The sequence below is a fragment of the Dehalococcoides sp. genome, from assembly GCF_041654235.1.
In the GTDB taxonomy this organism is placed as follows: Bacteria; Chloroflexota; Dehalococcoidia; order Dehalococcoidales; family Dehalococcoidaceae; genus Dehalococcoides; species Dehalococcoides mccartyi_B.
Genome location: NZ_JBAZDW010000009.1, coordinates 1 through 16,091 on the forward strand (window position 1 = coordinate 1; position 16,091 = coordinate 16,091).

Consider the following 16,091-nt stretch of genomic DNA (forward strand, 5'->3'; position numbering starts at 1 on the left):
CAAGTTTCTTTACTTGCTTTTCAAGGTCTTTCAAGTCCAGTTCGTTCAAAACTGTAATATCCGCCATTACAATCGGCCCGGCCTTGTTTATATTTTCTATCTCAGAGTAATCACGGGAAACAGCATCATCATAGTTCAAGGGGCGATCAGCCCTTTCGCACAAACGGGAGTAACGGGTAGAGGGTGAGGAAGATATGGCGACCACTATCAGCTTTTCTTTGTAGTAGCTTTTAAGAAATTTATACTCTTCCCATGAATACAGCCCGTCTACTACCACATTGTCGTTTTTCAGGTTTTCATCAATACGACTAAGATTCAGTACCGCATAGGCTTCCATACCGTACTGCTTGCGGAGTGATTCCCTCACCTTGCGTTCATTTTCTTCATTCAGGGGCAAACCCAGCTCGCGGAGTTTTTCATCAGTAACATCTCCGAAGCGTATCCGTATAAAACCGTTTTTACTGAACATACGCGAGGCTTCGGTCTTACCCGCCCCCGGCATGCCCACCAGGGCAACTACCTTCATCTTTGGCTCCTTTGCAAATTATCCAAAACCGGACATATTTATATTAGAGTTATTCCATAACCCGGCGTTTCATACTAAAAAGAGTGGCTATATAAAAAGCCGCCGATACCCCTATAACCGCCAGCAACGAGATTACCACATTTACCCCGCTAAAGTCACCGCTAACCGCTCCCCGAATAAGGCTGACCGCCGGAGTAAGGGGTACGACATTCGAAATAACCTGAACCGCTTCCGGAAAGCTGGATACAGGGAAAAAAGCTCCGCTGAAAAAAGTCATGGGACCGATAAACAAAGTAAAATAATAATTGAAACTGTATATGGAAGGTACTATGGAAGCAAAGAAAATGCCGATACTGGCAAACATAATGCCCTCAAGCACCGCAAATATGGGTGCCAGCAGTGCCCACGGTGAATGGATAATACCGAACAGCGCCGCAACCAGCAGAATAATGCAGGCTGTTATGATGGAACGGGTGGCTCCCCATAAAACCTCACCGGTAACAACATCACTCACATTCATAGGGGTAGCCAGTATGGAATCATAGGTTTTCCGGTAATCCATACGGAAAAAGACGTTATATGTGCACTCAAAAGTAGCACTGGTCATGGCATAACTGGCAATAACACCCGGTATAATAAACTCCATATAGGGCTGGCCGTTTATATCCCCGATAAATGACCCGAAACCAAAACCCAGCGCTACCAGAAGCACTACCGGCTCAATAACAAACCCCGGCGCTATAGACCAGAACAAACGGATAAAAACGTTGTAGTTCCTGAGCCACATATAAAAGGCACGGTAAGTAGGCCAGTTCATTCCACCAGCCCCTTTCCGGTCAGGCGTAAAAATACATCTTCCAGAGTACCTATCCGCTGCCATACATTCCAGCCAAGTGCTTTCAGTTCATCTAGCAGGTTATCTTCACCGCAGCGGAATACCTGTATAATCAAACCGGAATCTTCAAAATCCAGCCCGCGGCGTATGCATTCAGCTGTTATGGTCTCATGCTCACCAGAGCGAACTTCTATCTCAATAAGACACTGGCCTACATGCCTGTCCACCAGCCCTTTGGGGGTATCCATATCCAGTACTTTGCCCTGATGCATTATAGCTATACGGTCACACAACACAGCCGCTTCGTCCATATTCTGGGTGGTGAGTAACTGGGTTATGCCATGGGCTTTAAATTCCTTCAGCTTCTGCCAAACCAGATACTTGGACTGGGGGTCAAGACCCACCGAGGGTTCGTCCAGAATAATAATGCTGGGGTTATTTATAAGCCCCCGGGCCAGCAGCAAACGCCGCCGCATACCGCCTGAAAGGGCTTTTACCTCGGAATTAGCCTTTTGCTCCAGTTTGAAAAGTTTCAGTATGTCAGCTGCTCTCTGGCGGGCATCAGCCGGTTTTATGTCAAAGAAACGGGCAAAGGTAACCAGATTTTCGGTTACCGAAAGTTCAGCGTCCAGATTGTCCAGCTGGGGTATCACCCCGAACATAGCTTTTATCTGCCGCAGATGGTGGGACAGATCAAGTCCCATTACCTCCACCTTTCCCGAATCTGAAGGCGAAAGTGAAGTCAGTATACGCACCAGAGTGGTTTTACCCGCCCCGTTTGGCCCTAAAAGCCCAAAGCATTCCCCCTGCTCTATTTCCAGACTTAGTCCATCCAGAGCAGTGCAGTCTTTGTACCTTTTAACCAGATTGGAAACCTTTATAGCATGAGTATTCATAAAATTACTTAAAATGATACCAGTAACTGTCCTTCTCGGCAATAAAATCAGACAGAAAGCTGTGCTATAATTGGCCGTAAATGAATGCGGAAGAGCTAAAGAGTTTTTTAAAAAACCGCTTGCCACCGGAAATAAACCGGCTTATTCTGCATGCAGCTGAACTTGCCGCCAGCCAAAACCTGCATCTTTATCTTGTGGGCGGGCTGGTACGGGATTTCCTGCTGAATAAAACCCCGAAAGATGCGGACCTGGTGCTTGCAGCCAACGCCATAAAGTTTGGGCAAGGCCTGCTTGAGGGATTTAATTATAAAGCCACCCTTCACCCCCGTTTCAACAACCTTTCGGCAGATATAAACGGCTTCAAACTGGATATTTCCACTGCCCGAAATGAATTTTACCCTGACCCGGGTAAACTGCCTGAGGTACTTGAAGGCGATATTAAGACAGATTTGTTTCGCCGTGACTTCAAAATAAATGCTATGGCCCTAAGCCTGAGCCCCCAAGATTTCGGTTGCCTTGTAGACCCCTACAACGGGCTTACAGACCTTAAACAGCATAAACTTAGCGTACTCCACCCCAAAAGCTTCAGGGATGACCCCAGCCGCATCTGGCGGGCTTTGCGTTATTCAGAGCGCCTTGGCTTCGATATCTCAAGCGAGACCCTGACCCTGCTTCAGCGTGACGCCCAGCTGATACCTTTGATAGGTGCCGACAGGTTGCGGTATGAAATGGAATGCATTTTTAAGGAAGCCAAACCTGAGAATATTTTACTCAAGGCAGAGGAAACAGGTGTTCTGAAAAACAGCCTGCCGTTTATAAAGGCTGATAATTGGCCGGCAGACAAATTTGCCGAAGCCAGAAATATGTACGGCGAAAATGTATCTCCCGAAATATACCTCTGCCTGCTTTCGGTACGTCTGGATAAACCTCAGGCAGAAGCCTTGATAACCGGTCTGCACCTGAGCAAGTATATCTCGGCATGCCTGCGGGACTACCAATGCCTAGCTGAACATCTGGCAGAACTGGGCAGGGTTGACCTTAGTCCCAGCCGATTGTACGGCATACTGGTGAAGTGTAAAAAAGAGGCCAGACAGGCATTTTATATTGCTAATGATAACCCGATTATCAGAAAACACCTGATGCTTTTTCAGGAAGAATTATCAGGCATAAAGCCATGTCTAAAAGGAATAGACCTGCTCACACTGGGTTTTGCACCCGGCCCGGATATCAAGGCAGTACTTGCCGAACTGCTCAATCTGAAACTGGACGGAAAGATTCCCAGCCGAACAGACGAAATAGATTATGTAAAACGGAGACAGGCCGATGACCAAGTATAATCTAATGAAAAAGGTTCATAACCTGCTTACTTTCGGCTTTGACAGCCAGCCCCGCCGGTTTATCAGCTGGTTTATTATCAGCCTTATCTGTTTAAATGTGCTGGCGGTTATACTTGGTTCGGTAGATACTATTGGCCGGGATTATCATGACCTGCTCTTCGGCTTTGAGATATTTTCAGTAGCGGTATTCAGTCTGGAGTACATTTTACGGGTTTGGAGCTGTACCGTTGAACCAAAGTATTCCCACCCTTTTACCGGCCGGATACGTTTTGCCGTATCTCCGCTGGCACTGACGGATTTGCTGGCTATACTGCCCTTCTACCTGCCATTCCTTATACACGTAGACCTGCGTTTCTTGAGAACCCTGCGGCTTTTACGGTTATTCCGTTTGGGACATTTGAAACGTTTTAACGAAACCTCCCGCATGATTCTAAACGTGCTCCGCGAACGCAGAGAAGCCCTGATAATATCTTTTGCCATTATCCTGCTGCTTATTATCTTTACTTCCAGCCTGATGTACTTTGTGGAAAACCCTGCCCAGCCGGAAGTGTTTAAAAACATACCTGATTCCATGTGGTGGGCTGTTATGACCATGACTACTGTAGGCTACGGTGATATCTACCCCATTACCGCACTCGGAAAGCTTCTGACCAGTATAATATCCATACTGGGGCTGGCCACTTTTGCATTACCTACCGCCATTTTGTCTGCCGGATTACTGGAAGAATTCCAAAATAAAAAAGAAATTCATGAACATATCTGCCCCACCTGCGGTCAGGAGATACCAAAAACCTGAACCTTGAGGTTAATCTGGCATAAAAATATCTTCACAGACCTTATGGGTATATACTGATTGGGTAAATAAAAAAGTGGAGCTGACATTGCAAATAAAAAAAGACCTGGCATTAACCAATAAACTCCTGTCACAAGGTATGGTTTCCACCCGTGACCCCGAAACCGGTTTTAGATATATAATTTGTGCCAGCTGCCCCAATGACGGCGGAGACGGAACTGTATCCCGCATTGACCGTAAGGACAACGTGGTAGAACGGGTGCTTTTCTGCTGCAGTACCTGCGGGAAAGAGTTTGTGGTAAAACCGGAAGATATTTTTCTTACCTAACCTTAGTCCAAACAGTCTTAGAAACAAAGAGTGGGGAAGTGATATCACTTCCCCACTCTGTTTTATAAAGAAGATTAAGCTAGACTAACTTGAAGCTGGAGGCAGGCGCACCGCATATGGGACAGCGGGCAGGTGCCGCACCCGGCACGGTATTGCCGCAAACCTGACATACATAATAGACCTGGTCTTCAGCCCGGGTACCGGATTTTACTTCTTTCAGTGCCTCATCAAACAAACCGTGGTGGATTTTTTCTACCTTGTTGGCGTGATTAAAGCTAAGCAGTGCCGCTGAGTTTCCTTCAGTTTCGGCTTCTTTTATAAAGGACGGATACATACTGGTAAATTCATAACTCTCACCCTCAACCGCCTCTTCCAGATTGGCAGCTGTATTTCCCACTCCTTTTAAGACGTTAAAGTGGTTTCGGGCATGCACAGTTTCAGCCTCGGCCGCAGCCCTGAATAAACGGGCTACATGGGCAAAACCCTCTTTTTCGGCTTTATCGGCAAAAAAAAGATATTTGCGGTTTGCCTGGCTCTCACCGGCAAAAGCAGATTTCAAATTTTCGGAACTGGACATTAAAAACACCTCCTTGATATTTGTATATCTTTATATAATACCCCGACCGGGTTTTTCAATCCAGCGGCCCTAAAGTGGACACCAGATAGGCCTGATGCCCTTTTTGGCACAGGTTATGGTATATCTTTTCAGCAGTGTTTTTATCTTTAAGCAGGGTGAACAGGGTCGGTCCTGCCCCGGCTAAAGATATCTGGTAAGCCCCTGCTTCCAGAAACTGCCAGCGGTATTTGACCAGTTCGGGGAAAAGCTCAAAAGCTACTTTCTCAAAGGCGTTAAAACAAAGGCTGAGGCTGAGCTTACCCTGACAAATACTTTCCAGCAGCTTGTCACTTATCTCTCCGCTGGTAAAGCTATCCGGGCGCAAATTTCGGTAAAGGGCAGCAGTTTTATCAGCCGGCATATCAAGCGCCGGCACCAGTAAAACCGCCCACATTTGAGTAAGGGTAGGCAGAGGAGTTACTGTTTCTCCCCGCCCTTCCATCATGGCCGTACCGCCCATTATAAAAAACGGCACGTCAGAACCCAGCTCTGCACCTATCTCCATCAAACGCCAGCAGGGATAACCGCACCCCCAAAGCTTGTTAAGTCCTTTCAAAACAGCCGCCGCACACGAACTGTCTCCCCCCAGCCCGGAAACCAGTGGAATACGTTTGGCTATTTTCAGGTTTACCCCTGTGTTCTGCCCGCATCTTTCACTAAACAGTTCCACTGCTTTTGAAACCAGACTAAGGTCAGCCTGCCAGTCCTGGCTGTCTGAACTTATATGTACCGTTTTAGAAGGGCTGAAAGACAGGCGGTCACACAGGCTTAGAGACTGGATAATGCTTCGCAATTCATGGTATCCGTCTTTTCTGCGGTATAGCACTTCCAGACTAAGGTTGACTTTGGCAGGAGCCAGCAATGTCAGCATGGGTTGCCCGCATATTCCAGGCATAACTTTTTCCATTCCTCCATGCTCAAAGTCTCTGCCCGGCGGGCAGGGTCTATACCTGCCCCGTTTAATAGTGACAATATAACCGGTTTGGATATGCCAAGTCCCTGTGCAAGTGCATTAAGCAGTGTTTTGCGGCGGGTACCAAAACCGGCTCTGGCCAGTTTGAAAAAATCAACCTCAGACACCCCTTCCATAATGGTTGTCTGAGGGATAACAATCTTTACTATAGCTGAATCTACTTCCGGAGGGGGATAAAAAGCCCCGCCCGGCACAACAGATACCAGTGAAGGGTTGCCATAAAAACGAACGCTCAGGGTCAAAAGCCCCATATCCCCTGTTTTGGCAACTATGTTTTTGGCTACTTCCTTCTGGACCATGACCACCATTGATTCCGGCTTGAGTTTTGCTTCCAGAAACTGGCGGAATACAGCTGAAGTAATGTAATAAGGCAGGTTGGCTACCAGCTTGTAAGGAACATCTTGACCCAATATCTCTTCAGGGCTGGTTTTAAGTATATCCGAATGGATAAGCCTGAAATTGGGGTAGCCTTTAAATTTTTCGGTCAGAGCATCTATAAGCTTGTCATCCAGCTCTACCGCTATCACCTGTCCGGCTCTTTTCAGGAGTTCTTCAGTCAATGCCCCAAGACCGGGGCCCACTTCAATAACCGTATCGGTCGGTTTCAAATCTGCGGCCGCAAGTATTTTGTTCAGCACACCCTGACTTATCAAAAAATGCTGCCCCAGCCCTTTGCGGGCTTTCAGGGTATAGCCCTCCATCATCTCTTTGGCCTGAGCCATAAGCGAGGGGGCGCTGGCAACTAACAGAGGCACATCTTTTTCCATGTACCCCTATTATAAAGATTTAACGCCCTTTGCTCAATCGTGCTGATAAAAACGGGGGTAATTTGGCTTTTTGCATCTTCTTTTGGGTAGCAGGAATGTTATAAGCTACCCTGTAAAGGCAGAAAGTGCGGGCTTCATCATTGTAAATACCATAACTGGCCTGCGGGTTGCCGTCTCTGGGCTGGCCGACACTGCCGGGATTTATGATAAGATTTGTCTGGCGAAGAGGCTGCATACTCCCTGCCATTAGGGGCATACCGCGGCAGATCCCGTTTTGGCCGGTAGTAAATACATAGGGCATATGGGTATGCCCCACCAGACAATAAGGCGTCCGCATAAGACCGAAATTCTCGGATGCAAGCTGAGGGGTAGTAATATAATCCCACACCGGTCGTTTGAGACTGCCATGTACCAAGCTGAAATCACCCACGATAAGCATTTCGGGCAATACAGCCAGGTAATCAATCATGTCTGAAGACAACTGGCTTCTGGTCCAGGCCAGACAACGGGCGGCTTCCAGTTCAAACAGGGAGTGGTTTATCTTGCCGGCTACTGCCAGGTCATGGTTGCCGGCTACTGCCAAATGTTTGTGGTTCATCAGAATTTCCAGACAGGCTGTCGGGTCAGGGCCGTAATTTATAATATCTCCCAAACACCATATCTCGGTAGCGTCACGTTTATAGGCATCTTCCAGTACGGCATTTAAAGCCTCCAGATTAGCATGTATGTCCGCCATCACCGCATAACGCATCCCTAATGATACCATAAGGGCGTAATTTGTTAAGGGGGCACTGTCCATTTTTGGCTATCTTTATTGAGGACAAAACAAAACAGGCTCCAAAGAAGCCTGTTGTAATATATATCTAACCTTTATTTGTTTAAGCAGGTCTTACGGCCCGCACAAATACAAATACCCCTCTGACTGCTTCCAGTTCCTCCACCTCAAAACCGGCTTCGGTTAGAAGTTTCCGCCATTCCTCCAGAGTATGCACCCACATAATATTGTGCTCAACAGGATAACGGTAAATAGTATTGACTATCAGGGAATAAAATTTGTTTTTGGGCTGGTAAATATCATAAATAGCCACTTTACCACCGGGCTTCAGGGTGCGGAAACATTCTGCCAGTACCTTGCCAAACAATTTGAATTCATGGCTGGCGCTGGAGCAATAAATACGCTCAAACTCCCCATCCTCAAAAGGCAGGTGATAAGCATTACCCCGCACCAGAGTTTTATTGGGGCGTTTAGTGCGGTCATTAAGAGCCATCATCTGAACAGACTGGTCCAGCCCCACAATCCGCTTCGCCTCTATCTTGTTAGCAATATATCCGGTACCGGTGCAAAGGTCTAACACACTAAATTCAGAGGTATCTTCGTTCAGCATACGGTTACGGGCACTTTCAAATGTGCCCAGCATAAACATACGGGTTAAAAATTCGTATACCGGGGCAACTTTTTCAAAAAAACTGGGCGCTACCATTATGTCAACATCCCTATGGCCACCGTAGCAGTTGTGACCGAATATATTATGACCATCAATTTATTGGCCATGGCTACCTTTATGGGGTCATCGTAATAGCGGTGGGCAATCCTGACGGCCATAACTGCCAGAGGAATACCGCCTAAGGCTATGGCAGAGAGTGGCGGCATCACCCCGCTAAAAACAAGCGCCAGTATATAGGCATACAGAACTACCAGTGAAATAATAAACAGATTTTTGGCATTTTTAGGCCCTAACCGATATGTCAGGTTACGTTTTCCGGCTGCCCGGTCTTCTTCGTAATCCGGTATCTCATTGATAAGTATCATGGTCCACATGCATAAACCCGGTATGACACCTATTAGAAGCACATCCCAGCTAACCATGCCGGTGTGGACAAAATAACCCCAAGCGGTTAGAACCGGTCCGTATCCAAGAAGCATCACAAGTTCGCCCAAGCCGTGGTAGGCCAAACGTAGAGGTTTGGCGGAATAGAGTATGGAAATAGTCGCTCCGATAATGGCAATCCACATAACTCCCCAACCCATGTCCAGCGCCATGTAAATGGCACACATCAGGGCAAAGAGATACAGCCCAAAGATAACCATCAGAGACTGGCGGGGTTTTATGAGGCCGCAGGTAAATACCCCGCTCCCTCCGGAGAAAGGGTTTTTGGCATCTATGGGTTTGCAGTCAGTACCATAAACATAATCAAGGGTATCGTTGAACATGGTAAGACCTATCTGGACAGCTGCAGCAGCTGAAAAAGCCACTATAAAATTGGCCACATTAAAGGTACCCTCGGAAAAGGCTAAAGCGCCGGCTATTACCACCGGCATTACACCCTGAGGTAAAAACTTAAGGCGGGCGGCCTGTATCCAGTCCTGAAAACCCGGACGTTCGCTAGTAAGCGCTTTCAAGAACCTTCTTCAAAACCTCTTCAGAAACCTTGGTACCTATTTTACCATTTTCTTTGTGGAAACGGGTAAAATCTTCAAGCAGAAAGAAGTCTGTACGGGCAGTACGGCGTTTGTTGTCATAGCGAAGGGCTTCCAGCACGCCCTCCAGAGGAACATCTGCCGGAATGCGGGTCGGCAATCCCAGCTTCTTGAAAATACGCTCTATTTTGGCGGCCAGTTCAGGTTTCATATAACCCATCTCACAGGAAAGGGCGGCTTCCGCCACCATGCCAATGGCAATGGATTCACCGTGAAGAAGCTGACCGTTTTTAATAATCTCTACCGCATGGCCTATGGTATGCCCAAGCTCCAGCTGGGGATCAAGCTTGCCCTCAAAGGGGTCAATCTTCAGAAGCTCCAGTTTAAGCTCTATGGTATGGCGGGAAATATAGTCTATCACCTTCGGCGAATAATCACCGGCATGTTCTTCTATATAGTCAAAAAAGGTGGATTCCTGACACAAGCCGTGTTTTACAGATTCGGCCAAACCGGCCCGTATCTGGCGTTCGGGCAAAGTACGCAGAAAATCAAAGTCTATAAAAACAAACTCGGGGGCATAATACTGACCGAACAGATTCTTGCCCATTTTGTAATTCACGGCCTGTTTTTGACCAATGGCACTGTCTATCTGGGCAACCATGGTGGTAGGTATATGGAAAAAGCGCAGACCACGGAAAAGGAGAGCTGCGGTAAGGCCCCCCAGATTTCCTACTACCCCACCCCCCAGACAGACAATAACGCTGGACTTGGTAGCCCTGAGGTCAAGGATTTTGGAGCCGATATCTTCCAGCGTAGACAATGTCTTGGAGGCTTCACCGGCAGGGAAAGCCAAAATATGGGTTTCAGCCACGCCGGAAAGCAAGTTCTTGATTTTATCCTTGAGGATATTTTCAAGATTGGAATCGGTAATAATAAAAAACTTGTCCGCATTCAATTCACGGGCATATCCAGGCAGGCTATCCAGTATGCCACTGCCTATATATACGTGACGGGTACGGTTATTGCCAATGTCATAAGCCAGTGTATCCACTTTACCCATTTTAACTCTCCGGCTTATAGGCCACTGTAAGTGTACCCATACCGCCGCTTTGATAGCGGGATTTGATATTTATAAAACCCTGATTCTGCAATATGGCAGTTATCTCAGCGTTGCTGGGCATGGCCAGCACCGAGTTTGCCAGATAACGGGCAGACTTTTTTTCCGTGCCGATTATCCGTGCCATTACGGGCATCAGATTTTTCAAGGCAAAGAGATAAATGCCTCGCATAGGCTGTTTTTCAGGTTTGGTCATATCTTGCAAAACCAGCAGACCACCCGGTTTTAGTGCCTTGAAAATATTAGCCGCAGCCAAATTTTTATTGGCAAAATTACGGAAAGCGAAGCAGGTACCTATAACATCGTACTTGGCGTCTCCGTAGGGTATTTCGGCATCACCCACCCAGAATTTCACACTGCGATCCGCAAAATTTTTCTTGAGGCGGCCTTTGGCCACTTCTACCATTTCAGGAGTAATATCAAAGGCGTCTATATCCACATTTTTCATGTACCGCAGGGTATTGAAGGTAACAAAACCGGTACCGCAAGCAAGATCCAGCATTTTTACCTGCGGCATGTTGCGGGTATAAGTCAGTATCTCCAGAACCATCTCTTTGCCCCAGCGGCGGTGAATACCCATACCCATAATGTCATCGTGCAGGTCATAGTGTTTAGCCTGAAAGCCAAACAACTGGAGCATATAACGCTTGCGGGCCTGAGCCTCTTCAGACTCAAAGCCGGGGTCTTTCACACTTACATTTATACTGCTCATTTTATTCTGATTTCTCCGGTTTAAAGCCCCAGATTACGCAGGCAATACCCAGTGACAAACTCTTGTACTGGCATTTTTCAAAGCCCTTGCTTTCCATCAGTTTAGCAATCTGCCCGTTAGTGGGCATCATCATGGCAGATTTATAAAGCCAGCGGGCAGCTGATTTTTCAGTACCCAAGATGCTGGTGAACAAAGGCAAAACGTACTTCATATAGAATATATACAACCCGCGCATGGGATGGTGTTCGGGTTTGGTAAGGTCCTGAATAATAAACAAACCACCCGGTTTAAGAGCGCGGAAAACGTTCTCGGTAGCCAGCCCTTTGTTGGCAAAGTTGCGGTAAGCAAAACTGGTGGTTATCAGGTCGTATTTATTTTCGCCAAAGGGAACTTCGGCATCACCCTGCCAGAACTTGATACTGCGCCCCTTGAAATATTTTTCATAGCGTTCCTTGGCAACCGCCAGCATATCCGGGCTGATATCAAAGGAATCTATGTCAATATTCTCAAAGTTCCGGGCTGTATTGAAAGTGACAAAACCGGTGCCGCAGGCCAAATCAAGCATTTTGGTGCTGGTACGGCCTTTCATAAACTTGCCGATTATTTTAAGAACGGTCCGCATCCAGAAACGGTGGGCATAAAGCCCGAAGACATCATCGTGGAAATCATAGTTTTTTGCTTGAACTACGAACAAGTCAACCATGTACTGTTTACGTTTATGCGCCTCTTCAGAATCAAATCCGGGGTCCTGGATAGGCGCTTCGGCCAAACTACTCATCAGCTATCACCTTTTGAAGCATTTATTTAAACATATACTATATCTGAAGTCATTGAAACGGAGAGTTAAACAATGACAAAACTCAGCTTTTTTGAGTAAGTGCCAAATAAAAACGCCATATTGATGGCGATTTCAAAGACCAATCATATTCCTCAATGTATTAATTGTCAAGGTTAAACCCCTTCGCAACCCATACGTAAGCCAAACCTGAGAAACCGCCCCGTAAATTTTACAAAATGGCTATTTCCGGCACTGCAGGCATCAGCTAAAAAATGGTATAATCTCTGCATTATGAAGGTTTCTGACATAGGCGAATGCCAGCTGATAGACAGACTGAACATTCTTTTGCACCAAAAGCCTGATGAAAATACCCCTGCCCGTGAAAACCTGATACTGGACATTGGTGATGATGCCGCTGTTTTTCTCCCACAGGGATACCAGCTGGTTACCGTAGACAGCCTGATTGAAAACGTACATTTCAACCGAAGCATGCTTAATTGGGCAGATCTGGGTTACAAAGCTCTGGCTATAAACATGAGCGATATTGCCGCCATGGGCGGGCTCCCCCAGTATGCCGTAGTGAATATTGACCTGCCGCCGGATACTCTGGTTTCCAGCGTAACAGACTGCTATAACGCTATGTACAGTCTGGCTAACAAATACCAGACTGTAATAATAGCCGGGGATACCAACCAGTCTTCTATTATAAATCTGGCTATTACCCTGCTGGGTTCGGCGGAAAACCCGTCCTGCCTGCTTACCAGAAATGCCGCTCAGGCAGGACAAAAAATAGCCGTTACCGGTTATCTGGGCAACGCTGCTGCCGGTTTGGATATGCTTTTAAACCAAACCGAAGTTACAGATGAAAGCCGCCGGATATTTTACCGCTCTTTTTACCGCCCTAAACCGCGTATTAATGAAGCCCGGTTACTGGTCAAAGAGGGCGTCCATTGCTGTATAGATATAAGCGACGGGCTGGTGACTGACCTTGGGCATATACTCAGGCAGAGCCGGGTAAGTGCCAGAATAGAGCTTGATAAACTGCCACTCCATCCCAGCCTGCGCCTCAGTTACCCTTTGCAGGCCCAAAACATGGCACTCTACGGGGGTGAAGATTACGAACTATTATTTACCGCCTCTGCCAAGGTGATAGAGCAAATATCGGTGCAGAGCCATATACCGGTTACTATCATAGGCGAAATTATTCCGGGTAAACCGGAGGAACTAAAACTAGTGGATAAAGATGGGAGGGCCCTTCAGCCGGAAAAGAACGGCTGGGAGCATTTTAAAAAACCGAAATGAACCAACTTGAACTGGTGAGTCACAGTACCCAGCAAACCCAGGATCTGGGAAAGATAATAGGTGAACTGGCATCAGCCGGGGATATTATCTTCCTGGTGGGAAACCTTGGAACAGGCAAAACGAACCTGACCCAAGGATTGGCAAAGGGGCTGGATATTACCGAAAATGCCTTGAGTCCTTCGTTTGTGCTGGCCCGCGAAATGTACGGGCGTCTACCTTTGTACCATATAGATTTATACCGTCTGGACCTGAGTGAAGAGATAGAAGAACTGGGTCTGGAAGACTATTTTTATGGCAGCGGAGTAACTGTGGTAGAGTGGGCTGACAAAGCCAATGAGCTGCTGCCCCCGGAAAATCTGCAGATAGAGATAGCCTATCTGGATGATGATACACGGAAACTGACCCTGTCTGCCTGGGGTATCCGCTATGAAGAGCTGTTAAATGAGATTGCACAGAGGGTAAAGGATGCCGGTTTTAATAGCCATTGATACCGCCACCCCGGATACCGGGCTGGCTATACTTAGAGATAATGAAATAGTTGCCCAGTACAACTGGCTTAGCCACCAGAACCAGACTGTGGAGCTGTTGCCCCGGCTGGACTGGCTGCTTGAGTCAGCAGGGCTTAGCCTTAAAGATGCCACCGCCATTGCGGTTTCCATCGGGCCGGGCAGTTTTAACGGCCTGAGGATAGGCCTCAGCACTGCCAAAAGCCTGGCCTACGCTCTGGATATACCTCTGTGCGGTATCGGCACGCTGGAACTGGCTGCATACCCATATCTGGCAAGCGGGCTTACGGTATGGGCACTGCTGCCTTCGGGACAGCAGGAATATGCCGCCGGAGCTTATACTAAAAACGGAGCAGATTTAAAAGAAGAGATTAAACCCCATATCACCAATCTGGCTGATTTAGCCGCTAAAATAACCGAACCTTGTGTTATCTGCGGGCCGATAAGCCAAAACGTCCAGACCGAACTTAAAACCCTGCTTGGGGACAAAAAAACAGTACTTGCCCCGGCAGATATACGCCCATCAAGGGCAGTATCGCTGGCAAGGCTGGCTAAAAAGAGGATTGAAGACGGCCTTACAGATAATCCTGCCGGTCTGCAGCCGCTTTATCTGCGCCGCCCCCAGATATCCCCCCGAAAACACCCCACTGGACTGCCGCTTTCCCAAAACAAAGCGGTTATCTGGGATATGGACGGAGTGATTGCAGATTCCGCCCCTCTCCATTTCAGGGCATGGCAGACTACTTTTACTGAAATGGGTTACACTTTTTCCGAAGCAGATTTTTACCGCACCTTCGGTTTGCGAAATGATATGATAATTTACTCTGTACTGGGGGAAAAGTCAGAGGCGGATATTATCCACACTCTGGCTGACCGCAAGGAACACCTGTTCCGTGAATATGCCGGACAGGATATAAAAATATTTCCCGGCGTAATGGATTTGCTAAAATCCCTGAAAGCGGCCGGCTACCGGATGGCGATTGCGTCTTCGGCACCGCTGGCTAATATCAAGCTGGTTATGACCAAGCTGGGTATAGGTGACTACTTTCTGGCCACAATCAGCGAAAAGGATGTTACCAAGGGCAAGCCAAATCCGCAGGTATTTTTGCTTTCGGCCGCCAGACTGTGTGCCAGACCGGAGGAGTGTCTGGTTATAGAAGACGCACCCGGCGGGGTGGAAGCGGCTAAAAAAGCCGGCATGAAGTGCCTGGCTGTTACCAACAGCCAGCAACCAGAGACCCTAAAAGAGGCCGATTTGATAGTTGACACCCTCGGCAAAATTGGTGTAGAAGATATAGCCGGTTTTATAGGTTCACCCGGCGCTAAATAAAGGAGAAATATGGAAAGAACACTTTTACTGGTTAAGCCTGACGGCGTTAACCGCGGTCTGTCCGGTGAAATTCTGGGCAGAATGGAAAAACTGGGATTAAAACTAATCGGACTGCGGATGCTCCAGATGGATGCTGTTCTGGCTGACAAACACTATGCCCCCCATCGGGCACGCCCCTTCTTCAAGGATTTAGTCACTTACATCACCTCCGGCCCTATTACAGCCGCTGTTTTTGAGGGCGAAAATGCCGTTGAAAAAATGCGCAAAGCTATGGGTGCTACTGACCCGGCCAAGTCTGAAAAGGGCACTGTACGGGGAGATTTGGGTATAAACATAGAGCAGAATACTGTTCACGGCTCAGACTCAGCTGAAAATGCCAAACATGAAATAAGCCTGTTTTTCAGCGAAAGCGAACTGGTAAACTACGACCGCCGTTAGTTACTGTATAGCAACCAGTTTGGGGGCATTCTCCCAGAGACGGTCCAGCTTGTAGTAACTGCGTATTTCGGGAGTGAATATATGGGCAATCACTCCGCCGAAATCAAGAAGTATCCAGCCTGAATCCGCGTCACCTTCACGGTGGCGCGGGCCTATTTTAAGGGGTTTCAAGGTCTTTTCAACTACATCTGCAATAGCCGAAAGCTGGCGGCCTGAAGCACCGCTCATCAGCACAAAATAATCACAGTAACTAACCAGTTCCCTGACGTCCAGAAGGACTATATCTTCAGCCTGTTTCTCACTGGCCATGCTTACCATCTGCCGGGCAATATCTATTGATTCCAAGTGTATCCTCCCCAAAGATCTGTTTTAAGTATAGCATACAACCCTTTGAGGTCTGTAATACGGGCAAAACAGG

General features: G+C 47.4%; 20 protein-coding genes. 7 read left to right on the top strand and 13 right to left on the bottom strand.

Annotated features, from left to right (window positions below; all coding sequences use genetic code 11):
- From WC259_RS02055 to WC259_RS02065, 3 genes are all read right to left on the bottom strand, one after another.
- Positions 1 to 526 (bottom strand): AAA family ATPase (locus WC259_RS02055; RefSeq protein WP_372642982.1); only part of this gene is annotated, 526 nt, incomplete at its 3' end.
- A 49-nt stretch (positions 527 to 575) separates the two neighbouring features.
- Positions 576 to 1,343 carry an ABC transporter permease gene (locus WC259_RS02060; protein WP_011308933.1) on the bottom strand — a complete coding sequence of 256 codons (768 nt, stop codon included), beginning with the start codon at positions 1,341 to 1,343 and terminating at the stop codon, positions 576 to 578.
- Positions 1,340 to 2,257 (bottom strand): ABC transporter ATP-binding protein, encoded by a 918-nt coding sequence (locus tag WC259_RS02065; RefSeq protein ID WP_012984179.1) that lies wholly within the window; start codon positions 2,255 to 2,257, stop codon positions 1,340 to 1,342. The genes WC259_RS02060 and WC259_RS02065 overlap by 4 nt, the downstream gene beginning before the upstream one ends.
- 80 nt (positions 2,258 to 2,337) lie before the next feature.
- On the opposite strand from WC259_RS02065, the gene WC259_RS02070 reads away from it, so the two are divergent.
- The 3 genes from WC259_RS02070 to WC259_RS02080 all read left to right on the top strand — a co-directional run bounded on the left by WC259_RS02070 (position 2,338) and on the right by WC259_RS02080 (position 4,715).
- Positions 2,338 to 3,594, top strand: a complete 1,257-nt coding sequence (locus tag WC259_RS02070) for a CCA tRNA nucleotidyltransferase (RefSeq protein ID WP_372642986.1) — start codon at positions 2,338 to 2,340, stop codon at positions 3,592 to 3,594.
- Entirely contained in the window at positions 3,581 to 4,390 is an 810-nt protein-coding gene (locus WC259_RS02075; RefSeq protein ID WP_012984177.1) for a potassium channel family protein, read from the top strand. The genes WC259_RS02070 and WC259_RS02075 overlap by 14 nt, the downstream gene beginning before the upstream one ends.
- Before the next feature lie 85 nt (positions 4,391 to 4,475).
- Complete coding sequence (locus tag WC259_RS02080; protein WP_012984176.1) at positions 4,476 to 4,715, top strand: hypothetical protein; 240 nt, start codon at positions 4,476 to 4,478, stop codon at positions 4,713 to 4,715.
- A gap of 79 nt (positions 4,716 to 4,794) precedes the next feature.
- Here the strand turns inward: WC259_RS02080 and WC259_RS02085 are convergent, their stop codons facing one another.
- From WC259_RS02085 to WC259_RS02125, 9 genes are all read right to left on the bottom strand, one after another.
- The gene (locus WC259_RS02085; RefSeq protein ID WP_061977124.1) at positions 4,795 to 5,292 is read right to left on the bottom strand and encodes a rubrerythrin family protein; all 498 of its coding nucleotides are present in this window, start codon (positions 5,290 to 5,292) and stop codon (positions 4,795 to 4,797) included.
- A 55-nt stretch (positions 5,293 to 5,347) separates the two neighbouring features.
- Positions 5,348 to 6,202, bottom strand: a complete 855-nt coding sequence (ispE, locus tag WC259_RS02090; protein WP_011308927.1) for a 4-(cytidine 5'-diphospho)-2-C-methyl-D-erythritol kinase — start codon at positions 6,200 to 6,202, stop codon at positions 5,348 to 5,350.
- Positions 6,196 to 7,071: a 16S rRNA (adenine(1518)-N(6)/adenine(1519)-N(6))-dimethyltransferase RsmA gene (gene rsmA / locus WC259_RS02095; RefSeq protein ID WP_015406936.1), complete on the bottom strand. Its 876-nt coding sequence runs from the start codon at positions 7,069 to 7,071 to the stop codon at positions 6,196 to 6,198. Before rsmA ends, ispE begins: the two co-directional genes overlap by 7 nt.
- Before the next feature lie 19 nt (positions 7,072 to 7,090).
- Positions 7,091 to 7,870, bottom strand: a complete 780-nt coding sequence (locus WC259_RS02100) for a metallophosphoesterase (protein WP_011928826.1) — start codon at positions 7,868 to 7,870, stop codon at positions 7,091 to 7,093.
- 79 nt (positions 7,871 to 7,949) lie between these two features.
- Complete coding sequence (locus WC259_RS02105; RefSeq protein ID WP_011308924.1) at positions 7,950 to 8,552, bottom strand: class I SAM-dependent methyltransferase; 603 nt, start codon at positions 8,550 to 8,552, stop codon at positions 7,950 to 7,952.
- Positions 8,552 to 9,472, bottom strand: coding sequence for a prenyltransferase (locus WC259_RS02110; protein WP_011308923.1), 921 nt, complete (start codon positions 9,470 to 9,472; stop codon positions 8,552 to 8,554). The genes WC259_RS02105 and WC259_RS02110 overlap by 1 nt, the downstream gene beginning before the upstream one ends.
- A complete protein-coding gene (locus WC259_RS02115; RefSeq protein WP_372642991.1) occupies positions 9,456 to 10,550 on the bottom strand; it encodes an iron-containing alcohol dehydrogenase in 1,095 nt (364 codons plus the stop codon). Before WC259_RS02115 ends, WC259_RS02110 begins: the two co-directional genes overlap by 17 nt.
- A gap of 1 nt (position 10,551) precedes the next feature.
- Positions 10,552 to 11,319, bottom strand: coding sequence for a class I SAM-dependent methyltransferase (locus WC259_RS02120; protein WP_011308921.1), 768 nt, complete (start codon positions 11,317 to 11,319; stop codon positions 10,552 to 10,554).
- Between the two features lies 1 nt (position 11,320).
- A complete protein-coding gene (locus WC259_RS02125) occupies positions 11,321 to 12,097 on the bottom strand; it encodes a ubiquinone/menaquinone biosynthesis methyltransferase (RefSeq protein ID WP_011308920.1) in 777 nt (258 codons plus the stop codon).
- Between the two features lie 291 nt (positions 12,098 to 12,388).
- Between WC259_RS02125 and thiL the strand changes: the two genes are divergently transcribed.
- Genes thiL through ndk form a run of 4 tightly spaced genes read left to right on the top strand, consistent with a single transcriptional unit; the run spans position 12,389 to position 15,673 of the window.
- Complete coding sequence (gene thiL, locus WC259_RS02130; RefSeq protein WP_011308919.1) at positions 12,389 to 13,399, top strand: thiamine-phosphate kinase; 1,011 nt, start codon at positions 12,389 to 12,391, stop codon at positions 13,397 to 13,399.
- Positions 13,396 to 13,887: a tRNA (adenosine(37)-N6)-threonylcarbamoyltransferase complex ATPase subunit type 1 TsaE gene (gene tsaE / locus WC259_RS02135; RefSeq protein WP_011308918.1), complete on the top strand. Its 492-nt coding sequence runs from the start codon at positions 13,396 to 13,398 to the stop codon at positions 13,885 to 13,887. Before thiL ends, tsaE begins: the two co-directional genes overlap by 4 nt.
- Positions 13,865 to 15,235 carry a bifunctional tRNA (adenosine(37)-N6)-threonylcarbamoyltransferase complex dimerization subunit type 1 TsaB/HAD family hydrolase gene (locus WC259_RS02140; RefSeq protein ID WP_012984170.1) on the top strand — a complete coding sequence of 457 codons (1,371 nt, stop codon included), beginning with the start codon at positions 13,865 to 13,867 and terminating at the stop codon, positions 15,233 to 15,235. Before tsaE ends, WC259_RS02140 begins: the two co-directional genes overlap by 23 nt.
- Positions 15,236 to 15,244: 9 nt before the next feature.
- Positions 15,245 to 15,673: a nucleoside-diphosphate kinase gene (ndk, locus tag WC259_RS02145; protein WP_011308916.1), complete on the top strand. Its 429-nt coding sequence runs from the start codon at positions 15,245 to 15,247 to the stop codon at positions 15,671 to 15,673.
- Here the strand turns inward: ndk and rsfS are convergent, their stop codons facing one another.
- Positions 15,674 to 16,018, bottom strand: a complete 345-nt coding sequence (gene rsfS / locus WC259_RS02150; RefSeq protein WP_011308915.1) for a ribosome silencing factor — start codon at positions 16,016 to 16,018, stop codon at positions 15,674 to 15,676.
- Positions 16,019 to 16,091 lie beyond the last annotated feature (73 nt).